Genomic DNA, 17,648 nt, shown 5'->3' with positions numbered 1-17,648 from the left:
CTGCAGCTCCTACAGGGGAGAGGGGGTGTCAGTAAACATCCCGGCGATAACGACCCTGCTCAATCAGACGTTCAACCTCAGCAGCGCCGAGCACTTCGTTGAGCACTTGATCGACGCCTGATGCCATGCCTTGCAGGCTGCCGCAGATGTAAATGACGGCCCCCTCCGCCAGCCATTTCTTCAACTCCTCAGCCGATTCCCGCAAGCGATCCTGCACATACACCTTTTCCGCCTGATCGCGCGAAAACGCCAGATCCAGCCGCGCCAGATCGCCGTTGATCAACCACTCTTCCAGCTCCGCACGGCACAAGTAATCGTGCTCACGATTGCGCTCGCCGAACAGCAACCACTGACGCTGCTGAGCATCAGCAATGCGCGCCTTGAGCAAGCTGCGCAGACCGGCCAGCCCTGTGCCGTTACCGATCAGAATCATCGGCAGCGGTTCATTCGGCAGGTGGAAACCACTGTTGCGGCGTACCCGCAAGCTGATGCTGCCGCCTACCGGCGAATGCTCGGTCAACCAGCCTGAAGCGATGCCCAGCGTGCCGTCGGCGTGCTGTTCCTGACGCACGATCAATTCCAGCACACCGTCGGCGGCAATCGACGCGATCGAGTATTCGCGCATGGCCAAAGGCACCATCGCATCGACCAACGACTGCGCATGCAGGCCAACCAGATGCGCGCGGTGCTGGGGCAATTGGCGCGAGGCCAGTGCCACTTCCAGAGGTTCTTCGAGGCCGTTGATTTTTACCGTCGTCTCGCCACGAATGCCGAGGCCGTCGAGGAAGTGTTCGATGGCCCACGGGCAGTTGCGTGGCAGCACTTCGACCAGATCGCCGGCCAGCCAGCTGCTGGTGTTCGGTGCGCTCAGGCTCAGCAGATAAACCGGCGAACCGCTGCTGCCAGGGTTCATCAGTTCACGGCGCAGCAGCGTCCAGTTCTCGTAGCTCGGTGCTTGCCAGGTGTCGACCGGTGCGTGTCCGGTGAGCAAGCCCAGTTGGGTTTGCCAATGATGCAGGGCGTACGGGTCGCCACTGTCGACTTCTACCGGGGCAAACAGGGGCTTGCCGCCGTGCTCGCTCAGCCACTGATGCAGGCGTCGGGCGAAACCGCAGAAGTGCTGATACTCACGGTCGCCAAGCCCGAGGACGGCGTAGCTCAAGTTGTCGAGGGTCGATGCTTTGGCCAGCACCTTGCGCTCGAAACCGCGGGCGCTGTCCGGTGCCTGGCCGTCGCCAAACGTGCTGACGACAAACAGCGCATTGCTCGACTCACGCAGATCCTTTTCGCTGACATTCGCCAGCGGCTGCACGTTCACCGGCAACCCGGCGGCCTGCAATTGGCCAGCGGTCTGCCACGCCAGTTGCTCGGCGAAACCGCTCTGGCTGGCGAAACCGATCAGCCACGCCGGGGCATCGCCGGCCGGCGGTTCGAAGCCTTTGCGCGCCTCCTTGATCTGCTTTTTCTTGCGCCGACGATCGAGGTACAGCAGCCATCCGGTAATGAAGAACAACGGCATGCACACCGCTGCGACGGTGATAATGATCCGTCCGACGAGGCCGAAATAACTGCCCACGTGCAGCGCGTAAATGCTGGTCAGCAATTGCGCCTTGAAGCTCTTGTCGGCATAGCGGTCGACACGTTTGACGATGCCGGTGGCCGGGTCGAGGCTAATCTGGTTCAGCGCGCGATCATGGGGCGAGCTGTCGAGCAGGTAGAACACCGTCGCCGGTTGACCGGCCACGGGCGGCATGCGGATGTTGTAGGCAGACAGGCCTGGACCGGCGGCGCTGTAAATGCTGCTCCACATCGCGGCGTAGTCGGCGGTTGGCGCCGGGCCTTGTGGGGCCGGGCCGCGACCGCCGCGCACGCGTTCGTTTTGCGGAGCGTCGGAAAGCAGTCTGGTCAGGCCTTTGTTGTACCACTCGTATGACCACGACAACCCGGTCAGCGCCAGCAGCAGATACACCAACAGGCACCAGGTGCCTGCCACCGAATGCAGGTCCCAATTAAAGGTGCGACCCTTTTTCTTCCAGTCCAGGGTCAGCCAGACGCGCCAGCTGTTCCACTGCCGAGGCCAGCGCAGGTACAGGCCCGAAAGGCAGAAAAACACCAGGATCAGGGTGCAGGCGCCGGTGATGTTGCGCCCGGTGTCACCGATGGCGAGGAAGCGGTGCAGTTGCAGCATCAGACCGAAGAAGTCCTGGCCGGTGGCATCGCCCATGAAGTCGCCGGTGTACGGATCGAAGTAGCGCATCTCGCCGCGACGTTCCCCCTTGGGCGGGGTGAAGAATACTTTTGCCGCGTGGCCGCTTTCGGTCTCCACCGACAGCATCGAGACTTTCTTGCCCGACTTGGCTTCGATGCGCTCTACCAGTTCAACGGGCGGCAGCACGCCGGCGACCTGTTTTTCCACCTGCAATACCGAGGGGTTCAGCGCCCGCAGGATTTCGTCCTGAAACGAATAGGCCGCGCCGGTGATGCCCATCAGGGCCAGCACCAGGCCTGCGGTGATGCCAAAAAACCAGTGCAACTGGAACAGGGTTTTCTTCAACACGTCACTCGCCGTCCGTTCGGAAATTGTCTTCACGGCGCGCATTATGCCGTGGGTTGTCGAGAAGCTTCTTGATTACGCACAAAAGCCCCGCTCAATCGAATGAACGGGGCTCGCTGTTCTGTAGGAGCAGCGTGCGGCAGCTCCTGCAGTTTTTAGAAGTGGAAATTGGTGCTCAACAGCGCTGTGCGCCCCGCTGCCTGGCTGGCGAAGTGGGTCGAGAACGCTTTGTCGTAATAGGTTTCATCGGTCAGGTTCTGCACGTTGAGTTGCAGGTCGACGTTCTTGGTCAGCTTGTAGGCCGCCATCGCGTCGTAGCGCACGTACGAATCAACCAGGGTGGTGTTGGCCACGTTGCCGAACACGTCGTCGACATAGAACGCGCCGCCACCGATCGTCAGCTTCGGCGTGACCTGGTAAGTGGTCCACAGGCTGGCGCTGTTCTTCGGCGTGTTAGGCAGTTGGTTGCCGTCGGTGGCGCGGTTCAGCGGGCCGCCATCAACCTGTTCGCTGTGCATGTAGGCGTAACCGGCGAACACTTGCCACTTGTCGGTGATCTTGCCGCTGGCCGACAACTCGACACCTTGCACGCGGGTCTTGCCAGCGTTCTCGTACGAGGTGGTGTCGACTTGTACGCGGGCGTTTTCTTTCTCGGTGCGGAAGATGTCAGCGGTCAGCGACAGGCGATCATTGAGCAGATCCCACTTGGTGCCGATTTCGTAGTTCTTGGTGGTTTCCGGCTCCATGTCGCTGCTCAGCAGATTGCCGGCGCGATCTCTGCTGCCGCCCAACGGATTGCCGTCCATGCCTTCACCGAGGGTGTTGCCCGGTGGTGTGGCCGAGGTGGCGTAGGAAGCATAAATGCTGCCGTTTTCCGCAGGCTTGTAGACCACGCCGAACTGGCCAGTAACGAACTCACTGACATCATCGCCCTTGGCGGTGGTAGCGCCAGCGGCGGTGTAGGTCTTGTACTCAGTGTCGAAGTGGTCGTAACGCAGCCCCATGTTCACCAGCCACTGCTCGGACAACTCCAGGGTGTTGAACGCATACAGCGCGTAGGTGTTGGCCTTGGTGTCGGTGCCGGCGTAGTTGCGCGAGATCGCGCCATTCCATGGATCGTTCGGGTTCGGATTCGACAGCGAGGTGCAGTTGTAGCCGCTTGCTGCACCAATCAATCCAGGGTTGCAATTGGTGGTCACGGCGCTGGTGCGCGGCGTGGTGTCGGTGTTGACGTTGTAGGAAGACTTCTGGCTTTGCTCACGGGTGTATTCGACACCGGTGGAGAAGCTGTTCTTGAAGCCGGCGACATAGAAATTGCCGAACAGGTCAGTCTGGTTGGTGGTGGTCTCGGTGTTGCTGACCCGCGTATTCGCCCGACGCCACACGCTGCCGTTGTTGACGTTGCCCTTGCTGTCGTCCGGCTGGGTGAGGATGTAATCCTGCATGCTGGTGCCGTGACGCAGGGTGTTCTTGATGGTCAGCGAGTCGTTCAAGTCATGCTCGATGGCGAACGTCGCGGTATCGGTGCGGCCCTTGCGGAAATCGCGATCCAGACCGTAGAAGTTGCTGTCGTCGCCACCGGCATACGGCTTGTCCGGATTGGACTTGGTGCGCGGGCTCGAAAAGCTGTACGGGATACCCGAGTCCGGCGTGTCGTTGCTTTCCAGATGGTAGTAATCAAGGTTGACGCGAGTGTCGGTGCCCAGACCGAAGGCCAGGGAAGGCGCGATGCCCCAACGGTCGTAATCGACTTTGTCGCGACCGGCGACGTTGCTTTCGTGGCTCATCAGGTTCAGACGGCCAGCGGCGGTATCGCTGAACTGGTAGTTGCCGTCGAGGGTGTAACGCTGAGTCTGGTCGGAGCCCCAGGTGAAACCACCGTCGAACGAGTTACCCAAGTGAGCCTTCTTGCTCACCAGGTTGATGCTGCCGCCCGCCGCGCCGCGACCGCCGATGGCGGAGTTCGGGCCCTTGCTGACTTCGATGTTCTCTACGGCGAAGATTTCGCGGCTCTGCGAGCCCGTGTCGCGCACGCCGTCGAGGTAGGTGTCGCCCTGGGCATCGAAGCCACGGATGAACGGACGGTCGCCCTGCGGGTTGCCACCCTCACCGGCGCCGAAGGTAATGCCCGGCACGGTGCGCAGGGCGTCCTGCATGTTCAGGGCGCCAGTGTCCTTGAGGACTTGCTGCGGAATAACGGTGACCGAGCGCGGCGTGTCGATCAGCGGCGCGGTGTACTTGGGCGAGGAGGCTTTCTCGACCTGGTAGGACGTCGAGTCCTGCGCTTCGCCAGTGATGGCGGTGGCGTCCAGGGCGATGGCATTGCCGGAGGCTTTGCTGTCAGTCTTTTCGGCGGCAAACACCATGTGGCCGGCGGAACCGGCGGTGATTGCCACGCCAATTGCAGAAGCGAGCAGACGCGGTGAACTGACCGGTAATTGTGCGGGTTGACGTGCCATTTTTATTCCCCTCCCCAAGGATTTGAGGCGGCGGAATATAGGGTAAACGGGTATTCGTATCAATTGCGAAATATTGTTATTCGCACTGAATTTACATTCTTTACAATTTGGCCTTACGGTTTTTGCCTGTTCATTCGTCCCGCGGGTTTTACACAGACAATAAGAATCAATACCATTGCCGCCTCTTTGCCATCAGGTGACATTGCCATGCTGCTGCACATCCCCGGTCTGTTTGAAAAGGACGAAGTGCAGCGCATTCGTGAGGCGCTGGAACAGGCCGATTGGGCTGACGGCAAGATCACCGCCGGCTACCAGTCGGCCAAGGCCAAGCACAATCTGCAATTGCCCGAAGGCCATCCGCTGGCCAAGGAAATCGGCGCGGCGATGCTCGAGCGGCTGTGGAAGAATCCGCTGTTCATGTCTGCCGCGCTGCCGCACAAAGTGTTTCCTCCGTTAGTGAACTGTTACACGGCCGGTGGCAGTTTCGATTTCCACATCGACAATGCCGTGCGCCAGCCCAAGGGCAGCATCGAGCGGGTGCGTACCGATCTGTCGGCCACGCTGTTCTTCAGCGAACCTGAGGATTACGACGGCGGCGAACTGGAAATCCAGGACACCTTCGGCACTCAACAGGTGAAATTGCCCGCCGGCGACATGGTGCTCTACCCCGGCACCAGCCTGCACAAAGTCAACGCGGTTACTCGCGGCGCGCGTTACGCCTCATTCTTCTGGACGCAAAGTCTGGTGCGCGAAGACAGCCAGCGTGCGTTGCTGTTCGAGATGGACGGGGCGATTCAGCAACTCACGCAAGACCTGCCCGATCACCCTTCGCTGATTCGCCTCACCGGCACTTATCACAACTTGTTGCGGCGCTGGGTCGAGGTATGAGTTTTCATCTGCGCCGTCAGGAAGTCCTCGACGGTGAACAGCTCAGCGCCATGCTTGAAGAGAGCCCGGGTCGTGCGGCGCAGGCGATTCTGTTGGCGGCGGGCGAGGGGGTTGTCGAGGCGCAGGCGTTGCTTGGGCAGATCCTGCTCGATGGTCAGGGCATCGCGCAGGATCAACCCTTGGCACTGCTCTGGTTCGGCATCGCCGCCGGACGAGGGCATCTGATGGCGCGCAACATGCTCGGCCGGTGCAACGAACATGGCTGGGGTTGTGAGGCGGATGCTGCGGTTGCGGTGCAGCATTATCGAATCGCCGCCGAGGCTGGGCTGGACTGGGCGATGTACAACCTTGCTAACCTGCTCGCCACCGGTCGCGGTATCGCCGAAAACCAGGCGCACGCCCTGATCTTGTATCGTCGTGCTGCGGCGTTGGGCCACGCCAAATCAATGAATCTGTTGGGTCGTTACCTGGAGGAGGGGCGCCATTGTCCGCAGGATTGCCTGGCCGCGCGTGATTGGTATCGCCGTGCGGCCGAGGGCGGTGATTTTCGTGGGCAGTTCAGTCACGCCGCGATGCTTGCCGACGACGGCCGGATCGATGATGCCCTGGTCTGGCTGCGCAAGGCGCTGGCGGGGGGCAATGCAAACTTCCTGCGGGTCGCAGGCGAGTCGCTGATGAATGCACCGCACTTACGCATTCGCGCAATGGCCGACGCTTATCAGTGGCGCTTGTCGCAGTTGATGGCGTCGTAATGATTTGTTTTTATGGTTAGTTGTTTAAGTGATGTGAGTGGTTTGCCAGGCGTTAATGACTTGAGTAAGTAATTATGTTGTCGTGATTGCTAATAGTTAAGCGCTTGTTGGTTTTTATCTTGTTGTCCTAAGGTTGTTTTGCGATGTCCAAGATCGAGTTGACCTAACACTCGACAAGGTCGAATCGCAATTGACTTTAATAAATATCCAAAGCAGACAAGGAGTCTCTTATGGGATTCAGGATAGATAACAAGATTGTCGAAAACGCTACAAAAGCACCTGCCGTGTTTGTCAGTGCCTCGCTTGGTGAGGGTAATGAATACAATCGTGATACCGGTATTCAGCTAACCAAAGAGCAGATTATCAGTTTGAGAAAGTATGAAGTGCTTGGGTTGTCTTTGCCCGTGCGCTTGCAGGATGTTATTGCGTACTTGAACTACGGCGCAGGTGATGGCGGCGGCCTCGGTCTCAAACCGGCAGACTTTCTGCGTACATTCAGCACTACATATGATCACGCCAAACGATGGTCGCCGTTGCGTGAAAAAATCATGCTCACGGGGACCGACCTGAAGATTTTTGCCGGCAGTATCATCCGTGCAGGCAGCGCAATAGTCGAGATCTATGAAGATCTCAAAGCGTCCAGATACCTGGAAGAACACAATATAAGTACCCCTGAGCAGTATCTGGAACTCAAGCGAAAGATCCCCAAACTTCCTGATATCGAGTTGCCTGAGGGCGATGTTCCCGAGATAAAAGCCTACCTTAATGACATGCTGGGCAAAGTCAGGCAATGCCATCAGAAAGCTGAACGGGTCCGGGAGCAGCTGGACAGCTTTGGCAAGGACATGCGCGAGAAAGTGTTGCCCGAGATCAAGCTGCGTCTGGAGTTTGTGTCGAGGAATACCTATCAGGCAGACATTCAGGTGCTGCAAGGGGAGATCGATCAACGCTCGATGGAGATTGATGAACTCAATAAACAATATGATCAACTGGTACAAGAGGCCATCCAGGCGGCTGCGACCTTTAACATTGCAGGATTGATTCTCGGCATCTATCAGGGCGTAAAGGCAGAAGAGATCCGCAAGAAGCGCAACCATCTCAAAGCTGAACAACAGGCTGCCAATCAGAAAATGGCCAGTAAGAGTCAAACGTTGACTTCTTTGAACAAGATACGCGATGACTTGCAAAATCTCGACTATGTAGCGATCGAAGCTGAAGTTGCAACTCAGAACCTGATGTTGGTATGGAATGCGTTGAGTACTTACATCACGGCCTCCATCAAAGAGGTCGATTCGCTGCATGAGGCCACGTCGTTGCGCAGGTTCAAGAATCAGATTCTCGCCATTATCGATCCGTGGGAGCAGATCAAATCCAGTGCTGATCAACTGCTTGACGTGTTTGCAGCAGCGGATAAGGAATATGGAAACAACGTTCAGTCATTCAGGAGCAAGAGAATCATGTTTTCGCTGCCAACTAATCAAACTTATCCGCAAGTCAATGTGGCAGCGTTGCGTGCTCACTTGACCGCCATGCAGAAAAGCAATACCACTGCGCAAATGCTATTTGAACAATTCAACTATATGCCTGGCATTGTCCGCAGCATGAATGAATTGTCGATTGCTGTTCAGAGCGCAACATTTGATATGCGTAACCAGGCCCGGACAGACATCATTTTTCTGGAGCGCGCGCGGGACAAGCTGAAAGGATATCAAGCCGAACTTGCCTATCCGGAGGATGTGGAGGAGGTTCGTGAAGACATGGAAAACGAACTCAAGAGTACTTCCAGCAAAATGTCTGAGCGTTATGAAGACTTCAAAGTCATTCGCAGCAGCCTGAGTACTGCCTATGACCGGGCCACTTCGCAACAATGGATTGCCACACTGCAACAGGACCGGGATGTCACGGAAGCACTGAAGGTCAAATCCGACGAGAAATTGACCGATCTGGAAAAACAGATGAAATCGGCATCCGAAGGGATCGACTTGATCGCGAAGGCCGGTGTGGAGAAGATCGGCCAGGAAGCGCAATTAACGCTGGATAATCTGAAAGCCCTGGGTTTGGCACCTCCACAGGTTCAAATTGCACTGCTGGCGATCGACACCCTGAAAAAAATCATCTCCGGTATTGGTGAGGCGATTTCATTCCTGAACATGCTGAAGGCTTACAACAAGCTCAGGGATAAGGCCGCTGACTTGCGGGTGCAGTTGAGGAAATACAAAAGCGACATCGCCCGGATAGACGGGAAAATTCAATTGATCAACGCGCTGGATCAACTGGACGAGGGGCGTTGGGGCTATGTGAACGAGTATTCGAATCTGGTGATCGGTTTTGACTCGTTCCGCCGAGACTTCAGGCAGGACAAGTCACTACCTGTCGAGGAGCGTGCCGATGCCGCGATTACCCGGATTACCGAGGTCGTGAGATATCTGAAGGCTGTTCAACAATAAGGCGTGGGGGCGGTGGGCTGCGCGCCCATCGCTTCCTGGATAGTCATGAACATACTTTCCTATGACCTCTCCACCGCGCAGCGGCGCGTGCTGGATCGCTATACAAGATTTCTCGGCTCTCTTCACACGACCATCAACAACATCCCCGTGGTATTTGCCCGTCGAAAAGCCAGCGGTCATGCACCCACGGTGCTGGCCAGTGATTCGCGTCTGAACAATGCCCGATTCAATGAGCGCTATCTGCGAGAACTCTGGGGGCGCACAAAAGAAGCCCGGAACCTGTGCAGTGCTTACGTCGCGGATCTCACTACGTTTGCGCAGGAAACCCGGGAAATGACCCGTCGCACATCAAGGAGTGAGCCCCTCAGCAAGGTGGATTTCAAGGGGTACAGTTTGTCCCGGTCGCCGACCTGGCGGCTGTTTCCGCCTAATGATGTACCCGATCTGGTTCACGAATTGGCACTGCGGTTTTATCAACTCAGGGCGATGATTCAACAACTGAAATACACCATCGCCGAGGTGCATGACGAGTCGTTCGGGCTCAGGTCGGTATTTACCAGGGCAATGGATCATCGCTCCTGCCAGTGCCATGCCCAGCCAACGGTTGTCCAGGAATTGTTCCGTGAAACCCGCACCACGCCGTTTTGGGATATCACTTATTCATCCGCGGATGCAGCGATCCGGGCCGCAGAATACAAAACTGATATAGGCACTTTGTTCAACGCACTGGCGTCCGTGAGTTCGCGAGTCAGTCTGTTTCTGGAGGCAACGGGATCGCACATGGACACGGCGATCAACGAGTTATTAAGGGCGGAACGTGTGTCGAAACTAGGGGAGTTGAATTTCAAGTTAGCGGCGACCAAAGAGCTGGCTGACGCATTCATGGCCATGGTTGACCAACTTGAGAATTGGCTGCGCAAATAAAAAAGGCCCATGCATGGGCCTTTTCATTTAACGCGTCAGTTAAAGGTAATACGACTTCAGCGGCGGGAAGCCGTTGAATTCAACGGCGCTGTAGCTAGTGGTGTACGCGCCGGTCGACAGCCAGTACATCCGGTCACCGATCGCCAGGTTCAGCGGCAGGCCGTACTTGTAGTTCTCGTACATGATGTCGGCGCTGTCGCAGGTCGGGCCGGCGATGACGACTTCTTCCATCTCGCCTTTCTTCTCGGTCCAGATCGGAAACTTGATCGCTTCGTCCATGGTTTCGATCAGGCCGGAGAACTTGCCCACGTCGGTATAAACCCAACGCTCGACGGCCGTGCGGGATTTGCGTGCGACCAATACCACTTCGCTGACCAGGATGCCGGCGTTGGCGATCAGCGAACGGCCCGGCTCCAGAATGATTTCCGGCAGGTCATCACCGAAATCCTCTTTGAGGAAGCGGATGATTTCCTCGGCGTAGGTTTCCAGGCTGTTGGTGCGGGTGATGTAGTTGGCCGGGAAGCCGCCGCCCATGTTGATCAGCTTCAGTTCAATGCCGTCTTCTTCTTTCAGGCGCTCGAAGATCACTTTGACCTTGGCGATTGCCGCGTCCCACACGCTGATATCGCGCTGTTGCGAGCCAACGTGGAACGAGATGCCGTAAGGCACCAGGCCAAGGTCGCGGGCCAGGATCAGCAGGTCCATGGCCATGTCGGTCTGGCAGCCGAATTTGCGCGACAAAGGCCAGTCAGCCGTCGTCGAACCTTCGGTCAGGATGCGCACGTAGACTTTCGAGCCCGGCGCCGCTTTGGCGATGTTGCGCAGGTCGGCTTCGGAGTCGGTGGAGAACAGACGCACGCCTTTCTCGTAGAAGTAGCGAATGTCCTTGGATTTCTTGATGGTGTTGCCGTAGCTGATACGGTCGGGGCTGACGCCGCGATCCATCACTTTGTCGAGCTCGTAGATCGAGGCGATGTCGAAGCTCGAACCTTTGTTCTTGAGCAGGTCGATGATCTCGACGGCCGGGTTGGCCTTGACTGCGTAATAGACCTTGGCGAATTCGAAACCGGCGCGCAGGTCATCGTAGGCCTGGCTGATCATCGCGGTATCGATGACCACGAACGGGGTTTCTTGCTTGTCGGCAAACGCCTTCATTTTGTCAAAAGTGGCGCGCTCGAAATAATCTTCGACGTTGATCGACATGCTGGGAACTCCTAAGGGCAAACAATAATAAACATGGGTAAAAATGAACGTCCTCCGTATCCCCACTTTGGTTCGCCTACTTCCCAAGGCATGTCGCCGAAAGCAAAAAGGCCACGGGTGTGCAGCTTCCCTTGGCCTTGCTGTCTCGTCGTCAGTACTTGAGCCGGATGGATCGTTTCCAGCATGGACGTTCGGCGCGAACTTTAGGGCGAGAGGGGCCTGAGATCAACTAAAAATGTCGCGTTTTTGCACGCTTCTGACGTGCGACGCGGATATCACTCTTTGTAGCCGACCGAGATGACGGGCAGATGTTCCCCGCGAAGTTTTCGGTGTTAAAAATACCTGCACGTTCGCTGCTTTTGCCAGCGAAGTCACGGGTAAGTGTGATGGGCGCAACATCGGCGACGTTGGCGGCGAGAGGGGCGTATGAAGGGGATTTAGGTTGTTTGCGAAGCGCGTTTCGGTGTGTTCTTCGAGTGGGCTGTGTTGAGATTCTTTTCCAGCTGGCGAATGAGGAAAAAATCACGCAGATCCTGTGGGAGCGAGCTTGCTCGCGAAGGCATTTTCACAGCCAGCATCCTGGTTGACTGATGTTGCGCATTCGCGAGCAGGCTCGCTCCCTCAGGTTTTGTGTTTTACGCGACTACCGCCTCAGCCGGCGAGACGATGCTGGTCTTGCCGCCGCGAGATTTGCCGGAGCTCAGGTACTCGGCAATCGACTCCTGCGTGACCTCGCCCAAGAACACCCGATCGGCATCCATCACCGGCAGCCACGAGCGGTTGAACTCGTACATGCGCGACAGCAGGATGCGCAAATGCTCGTCGTACGCCGCCGTGGCGTTGAACTCGCGAAGATATTGCGCACAGGTGCCGGTCTGGCGGTGCAGGTCGCGACGACGCACATAACCCAGGGCCTTGTTCTCGGCACAGGTGACGACGACATAACGACGGTCATGCTCATCCATCAATTCCAGTGCATCGGCCACCGGGGTTTCCGGACTTACCGACGGCGCGTTGTCCGCCGCGTCTTCAGCCTTCACCAGCAACAGACGTTTGAGCGTGCTGTCCTGGCCAACGAAGTTGCTGACAAAGTCGTCCGCCGGATGCGCGAGCAGCGTGTCCGGGTGATCGATCTGCAGCAGCTTGCCGGCGCGGAAGATCGCGATCTTGTCGCCCAGCTTGATCGCTTCGTCGATGTCGTGGCTGACCATGATCACGGTCTTGTTCAGCGCGCGTTGCATCTCGAAGAATTCGTTCTGGATCATCTCGCGGTTGATCGGGTCGACCGCACCGAACGGTTCGTCCATCAGCAACAGCGGCGCATCTGCCGCCAATGCGCGGATCACGCCGATGCGTTGTTGCTGACCACCCGACAACTCGCGCGGGTAACGATGCAGATACTGCTTGGGTTCAAGCTTGATCATGCTCATCAGTTCGCGGGCGCGGTCGTGGCATCGCTGCTTGTCCCAGCCGAGCAGTTTCGGCACCACGACGATGTTCTCCTCGATGGTCATGTTCGGGAACAGACCGATCTGCTGGATCACGTAGCCGATGTTGCGACGCAGGGTTACTTCGTCCAGATCGGTGGTGTCTTCTCCGTTGATCAGGATCTTGCCCGAGGTCGGCTTGATCAGGCGGTTGATCATCTTCAGCGTAGTGCTTTTGCCGCAACCCGATGGCCCGAGGAACACGCAGATTTCGCCTTCATTGACGGTCAGGCTCACCGAATCCACGGCTTTGACATCTTTGCCGTTGCTTTGGAAGGTCTTGCTGAGGTTTTGAAGTTCGATCATTTGAGTAATCCTTTTGGAGTCAACGAGCGTTGCAGCCATTGCAAAAACAGGTCGGCGAAGATCGCCAGAAGACTGACCAGCAGCGCGCCGACGATGAGCATCGACATGTCACTGCGGCTGATGGAGGCGAGGATCAACACGCCGAGGCCGCCAGCGCCGATGGTTGCGGCGATGGTCATCACGCCGATGTTCATCACCACGGCGGTGCGCACACCGGCGAGGATCACCGGCACCGCAATCGGCAGCTCGACCATGCGCAGACGCTGGCCGAAGGTCATGCCAATGCCGCGTGCGGCTTCGCGGATGCCCGGCTCAACGCCGGTCAACGCCAAATAGGTGTTACGCATGATCGGCAGCAGTGAATAAAGGAACACCGCGGTGATCGCCGGCATTGGGCCGAGGCCTTGGCCAAACTTTGAGTAGAACGGCAGCAGCAGGCCGAACAGCGCAATCGACGGCACGGTCAGCAACACCGTGGCGCTGGCTTGCAACGGGCCGGCGAGGCTCGGGAAGCGCGTCATCAAAATGCCCAGCGGCACCCCGACGAGGATCGCCAGCGTGACAGCGATGCCAACCAGCGTGATGTGCTGCCAGGTCAGGTGCATTACCTGCTGCCAGTCGAGATGGGAAAAGGCGTTCAAAAATTCCATGACTTTTCCTCCCTTAATTCAACGGATGTTGGCGCAGAAAATCGGCGGCAACAGCAGACGGGCTTTCGTGATCGACATCGACCAGCGCGTTGAGCTGGCGCATGGTTTCATCATCGAACAGTTCGGCCAGCGGCTTGAGCTGCTCGGCCAGTTTCGGGTTGGCGTCCAGCGTTGCCTGACGCACCACCGGTGCTGCGGTGTAGTCGGGGAAGTAGTGCTTGTCGTCTTCCAGCAGCTTCAGGCCGAAGGCATTCAAGCGACCGTCCGTGGTGTAGACCAGACCGGCAAACACTTGGCCGTTGCGCAGCGCCGTATAGACCAGGCCCGCATCCATCTGGCGGATGTTCTTGCGACTCAGGTTCATGTCGTAGAGCTTGACCATGCCGAGCAGGCCGTCCGAGCGGTTAGCGAACTCGGTGTCCAGTGCCACCAGGTGATTGGTCTTCGCTTCAGCCTGCAACACCTCGTTCAACTGACTGATGTTGTTGATCTGCGGATATTGCTCGGCGACTTTTTTTGGCAGCGCGAGGGCGTAGGTGTTGCTGAACTTCGACGGGGTCAGCCAGATAAGGCCTTTTTTCGCGTCGAGTTCTTTCACCCGGGCGTAGGACTGAGCGCTGTCGAGTTTTTCGGTGACATGGTTGTAGGCCACCAGCGACACGCCGGTGTATTCCCAGAGCATGTCCAACTGGCCACTTTCGTGGGCGCTGCGGGCCAGGTTGCTGCCCAGACCGCCGGTGATCTGCGCGTCGTAGCCTTTGCTGCGCAGGTATTGCGCGGTGATTTCGGCGAGCAGGGTCTGCTCGGTGAACACGCGGGCGCCGAGGCGGATAACCGGTTTGTCGGCGGCTTGTGCGATTCCTGCGAACAGCAGGACGCAGCCTAAGATAAAGCTAAGTCGTTTCATGTGAATTCCTTTGCCGAGGCCTTAAGACGGGCGCAAACCGCGTTCCAGCCAGAGACGGCTGGCGAGGGTGACCACGCCATCGAGCAGCAGGGCCAGCAGCGCGGTGCACGCGGCGCCGAGCAGCAGTTGCGGCTGATTGTTCAGGGCGATGCCAGGGAAAATCAGGCTGCCAAGGCTGTTGGCACCGATCAGGAACGCCAGTGGCGCCGTCCCGACATTGATCGCCAAGGCCACACGCACACCCCCGACAATGATCGGCACGGCGTTGGGCAGTTCGACCTGCCAGAGCACCTGACGCGGGGTCATGCCGATGCCGACGGCTGCTTCCTTGAGCGAACCCTGCACGTTTTTCAGGCCTTCATAGGTGTTGCGCACAATCGGCAACAGGGAAGCGAGGAACAAAGCGAAGATCGCCGGGCCACTGCCGATGCCCAGAATCCCCAGGGCGATCGCGAGTACGGCCAGCGGCGGCACAGTGTTGCCGATATTGAAGATTTGCATGAAGCGTTCAGCGCGGCCAACCATGGTCGGGCGACTGAGAAAGATGCCGGCGGGGATGCCCACGACAAGGGCGGCCAGCATTGAAGCGAGGACGAGAATCAGATGAGCTTGCAGGTAAAACAACAAATCGTCGCGGTAGTGTTCGATCGTGTTGATGCCGATCCAGTGGACCAGCAGGGCCAGGAGCGCGATGACCACCGCACCTCCCATCAGCCCTTTGCCATAGCGGATAGCCACAGGCGGACTCCTTTTTTATAGTCGGCGAACGCCGTCCCGTGTTCAGTGGCCGGGGTGGTCAATTTTGTTAGCCCAACTTCGGCGCCATAAGCTCATATCCTGCGTTGCTATTCCTCGCCATAGCGGGCTATGACTCGTCACAGCGCCTTGGCTATGAACTTCTGGCATCCGAATTTGAGCCAACAAAATTGACCACCCCGGCCACATGCCATGCCTGGCTGCCGGGAATAAACGTTCGCGAGAAGCAGCTCCCTCAGCACCGGCAAAAAGCGGTCTGAAAGCGAGCCATGAGCGCAGCCTCGTCAGGCTAACTTGCTGATTTTTCAGCCCCTGACGACAATTCGTAACAGGGGATGGACGTCTCCGTGCTTTAAAAGGTTCCCACCTAAGGCAGCATTTGGCCACCCTTAATGTGCTCAACGGTTCGGTTATTGCATTGACTTGGGCTATAATCGCGGCCCTTTTTTGAATCACCGCCAGGCGATTTCCCATGACCAACCAGGCCGCCGAAGTCGCGAAACGCCGCACTTTCGCCATTATTTCCCACCCCGATGCCGGTAAGACGACGATCACCGAAAAGCTCCTGTTGATGGGCAAGGCGATTGCGATTGCGGGCACGGTGAAATCCCGTAAATCCGACCGCCATGCGACATCCGACTGGATGGAGATGGAGAAGCAACGGGGTATTTCCATTACCACGTCGGTCATGCAGTTCCCGTATCGCGACCACATGGTCAACCTGCTCGACACCCCGGGCCACGAAGACTTCTCCGAAGATACCTATCGCACCCTGACGGCGGTGGACTCGGCATTGATGGTCCTCGACGGCGGTAAAGGTGTCGAGCCGCGTACGATTGCGCTGATGGACGTCTGCCGTCTGCGTGACACGCCGATCGTCAGCTTCATCAACAAACTCGACCGTGACATCCGCGACCCGATCGAACTGCTCGACGAGATCGAAGCCGTCCTCAAGATCAAGGCTGCGCCGATCACCTGGCCGATCGGTTGCTACCGCGACTTCAAAGGCGTGTATCACCTGGCGGACGACTACATCATTGTCTACACCGCCGGCCACGGTCACGAACGCACTGAAACCAGAATCATCGAAAAGCTCGACTCCGACGAGGCGCGCGCGCATCTGGGCGACGAGTACGATCGCTTCGTCGATCAGCTGGAACTGGTGCAGGGCGCCTGCCACGAATTCAACCAGCAGGAGTTCCTCGACGGTCAACTGACCCCGGTGTTCTTCGGTACCGCGCTGGGCAACTTCGGTGTTGATCACGTGCTTGACGCCGTCGTCGATTGGGCACCGCGTCCGCTGGCCCGTGTCGCCAACGAGCGCACCGTGGAGCCGGTGGAAGAGAAGTTCTCGGGCTTCATCTTCAAGATCCAGGCGAACATGGACCCGAAGCACCGCGACCGCATCGCCTTCATGCGCATTTGCTCCGGCAAGTACGAGAAAGGCATGAAGATGCGCCACGTGCGCACCGGCAAGGACGTGCGCATCGGCGACGCCCTGACGTTCTTCTCCTCCGAGCGTGAGCAACTGGAAGAGGCGTTTGCCGGCGATATCATCGGCCTGCACAACCACGGCACCATCCAGATCGGCGACACCTTCAGCGAAGGCGAAGCCCTGAGCTTCACCGGCATCCCGCACTTCGCCCCGGAACTGTTCCGCCGAGTGCGTCTGCGCGATCCGCTGAAATCCAAGCAACTGCGCCAGGGCCTGCAACAACTGGCCGAAGAAGGCGCCACCCAGGTGTTCTTCCCGGAGCGCAGCAACGACATCATCCTCGGCGCCGTGGGTGTGCTGCAGTTTGATGTGGTCGCCAGCCGCCTGAAAGAGGAATACAAGGTTGAGTGCTCCTACGAGCCAATCACCGTGTACTCCGCGCGCTGGATCGAATGCAGCGACAAGAAGAAGCTCGAGGAATTCTCCAACAAGGCAGTGGAAAACCTTGCCGTCGACGGCGGCGGTCACCTGACCTACCTCGCCCCGACCCGGGTCAACCTGGCCCTGATGGAAGAGCGCTGGCCGGACGTGAAATTCCGTGCGACGCGTGAGCATCACTAAGCGCTGAGCTGCTGCACCCAAAACCCCGTCGCGAAAGCGGCGGGGTTTTTTTATTGCCGTAAACACTGTGGGAGCGAGCTTGCTCGCGAATGCGGTGGTTCAGCAGTATTGATGTCAACTGACGTGACGCCTTCGCGAGCAGGCTCGCTCCCCCTAGGGTATTTGTGGTGTTAGCAGGAACGGGTATAGCCATTACTCCCAATGAATCTGTATGGGCATGGCATTTCTGTTTACCCGTGAGCGTCCTATCTGGTGAACC

General features: G+C 57.9%; 12 protein-coding genes. 5 read left to right on the top strand and 7 right to left on the bottom strand.

Annotated features, from left to right (window positions below; genetic code table 11):
- Positions 1–28: 28 nt before the first annotated feature.
- Positions 29–2,557: a PepSY domain-containing protein gene (locus tag AB4P91_RS01200; RefSeq protein WP_395605010.1), complete on the bottom strand. Its 2,529-nt coding sequence runs from the start codon at positions 2,555–2,557 to the stop codon at positions 29–31.
- Between the two features lie 152 nt (positions 2,558–2,709).
- A complete protein-coding gene (locus AB4P91_RS01195; protein WP_395604140.1) occupies positions 2,710–5,013 on the bottom strand; it encodes a TonB-dependent receptor in 2,304 nt (767 codons plus the stop codon).
- Between the two features lie 207 nt (positions 5,014–5,220).
- Between AB4P91_RS01195 and AB4P91_RS01190 the strand changes: the two genes are divergently transcribed.
- The 4 genes from AB4P91_RS01190 (at position 5,221) to AB4P91_RS01175 (ending at position 10,024) form a co-directional block, all read left to right on the top strand.
- Positions 5,221–5,901, top strand: a complete 681-nt coding sequence (locus AB4P91_RS01190) for a Fe2+-dependent dioxygenase (RefSeq protein ID WP_042557612.1) — start codon at positions 5,221–5,223, stop codon at positions 5,899–5,901.
- Complete coding sequence (locus AB4P91_RS01185; protein WP_395604139.1) at positions 5,898–6,653, top strand: tetratricopeptide repeat protein; 756 nt, start codon at positions 5,898–5,900, stop codon at positions 6,651–6,653. The genes AB4P91_RS01190 and AB4P91_RS01185 overlap by 4 nt, the downstream gene beginning before the upstream one ends.
- 230 nt (positions 6,654–6,883) lie before the next feature.
- Positions 6,884–9,100, top strand: a complete 2,217-nt coding sequence (locus AB4P91_RS01180; protein WP_395604138.1) for an alpha-xenorhabdolysin family binary toxin subunit A — start codon at positions 6,884–6,886, stop codon at positions 9,098–9,100.
- A 45-nt stretch (positions 9,101–9,145) separates the two neighbouring features.
- Complete coding sequence (locus tag AB4P91_RS01175) at positions 9,146–10,024, top strand: hypothetical protein (RefSeq protein ID WP_395604137.1); 879 nt, start codon at positions 9,146–9,148, stop codon at positions 10,022–10,024.
- Between the two features lie 39 nt (positions 10,025–10,063).
- Here AB4P91_RS01175 and AB4P91_RS01170 read toward each other — a convergent pair whose 3' ends face one another.
- The 5 genes from AB4P91_RS01170 to AB4P91_RS01150 form a co-directional block, all read right to left on the bottom strand.
- Positions 10,064–11,227 carry a type III PLP-dependent enzyme gene (locus AB4P91_RS01170; protein WP_042557616.1) on the bottom strand — a complete coding sequence of 388 codons (1,164 nt, stop codon included), beginning with the start codon at positions 11,225–11,227 and terminating at the stop codon, positions 10,064–10,066.
- A 635-nt stretch (positions 11,228–11,862) separates the two neighbouring features.
- Positions 11,863–13,020 carry a betaine/proline/choline family ABC transporter ATP-binding protein gene (locus AB4P91_RS01165; RefSeq protein WP_042557617.1) on the bottom strand — a complete coding sequence of 386 codons (1,158 nt, stop codon included), beginning with the start codon at positions 13,018–13,020 and terminating at the stop codon, positions 11,863–11,865.
- The gene (locus tag AB4P91_RS01160; RefSeq protein WP_042557618.1) at positions 13,017–13,670 is read right to left on the bottom strand and encodes an ABC transporter permease; all 654 of its coding nucleotides are present in this window, start codon (positions 13,668–13,670) and stop codon (positions 13,017–13,019) included. The genes AB4P91_RS01165 and AB4P91_RS01160 overlap by 4 nt, the downstream gene beginning before the upstream one ends.
- 13 nt (positions 13,671–13,683) lie before the next feature.
- Entirely contained in the window at positions 13,684–14,577 is an 894-nt protein-coding gene (locus tag AB4P91_RS01155; RefSeq protein ID WP_395604136.1) for a glycine betaine ABC transporter substrate-binding protein, read from the bottom strand.
- A gap of 21 nt (positions 14,578–14,598) precedes the next feature.
- Positions 14,599–15,288, bottom strand: coding sequence for an ABC transporter permease (locus AB4P91_RS01150; protein ID WP_169432591.1), 690 nt, complete (start codon positions 15,286–15,288; stop codon positions 14,599–14,601).
- A 517-nt stretch (positions 15,289–15,805) separates the two neighbouring features.
- On the opposite strand from AB4P91_RS01150, the gene AB4P91_RS01145 reads away from it, so the two are divergent.
- Entirely contained in the window at positions 15,806–17,389 is a 1,584-nt protein-coding gene (locus AB4P91_RS01145; protein ID WP_042557621.1) for a peptide chain release factor 3, read from the top strand.
- The last annotated feature ends 259 nt before the right edge of the window (positions 17,390–17,648 follow it).

It is taken from the genome of Pseudomonas sp. B21128 (assembly GCF_044218865.1).
In the GTDB taxonomy this organism is placed as follows: Bacteria; Pseudomonadota; Gammaproteobacteria; order Pseudomonadales; family Pseudomonadaceae; genus Aquipseudomonas; species Aquipseudomonas iridis.
The sequence above is the reverse complement of the archived record's forward strand: the minus strand, read 5'-3'. Positions and strand labels throughout refer to the sequence as shown.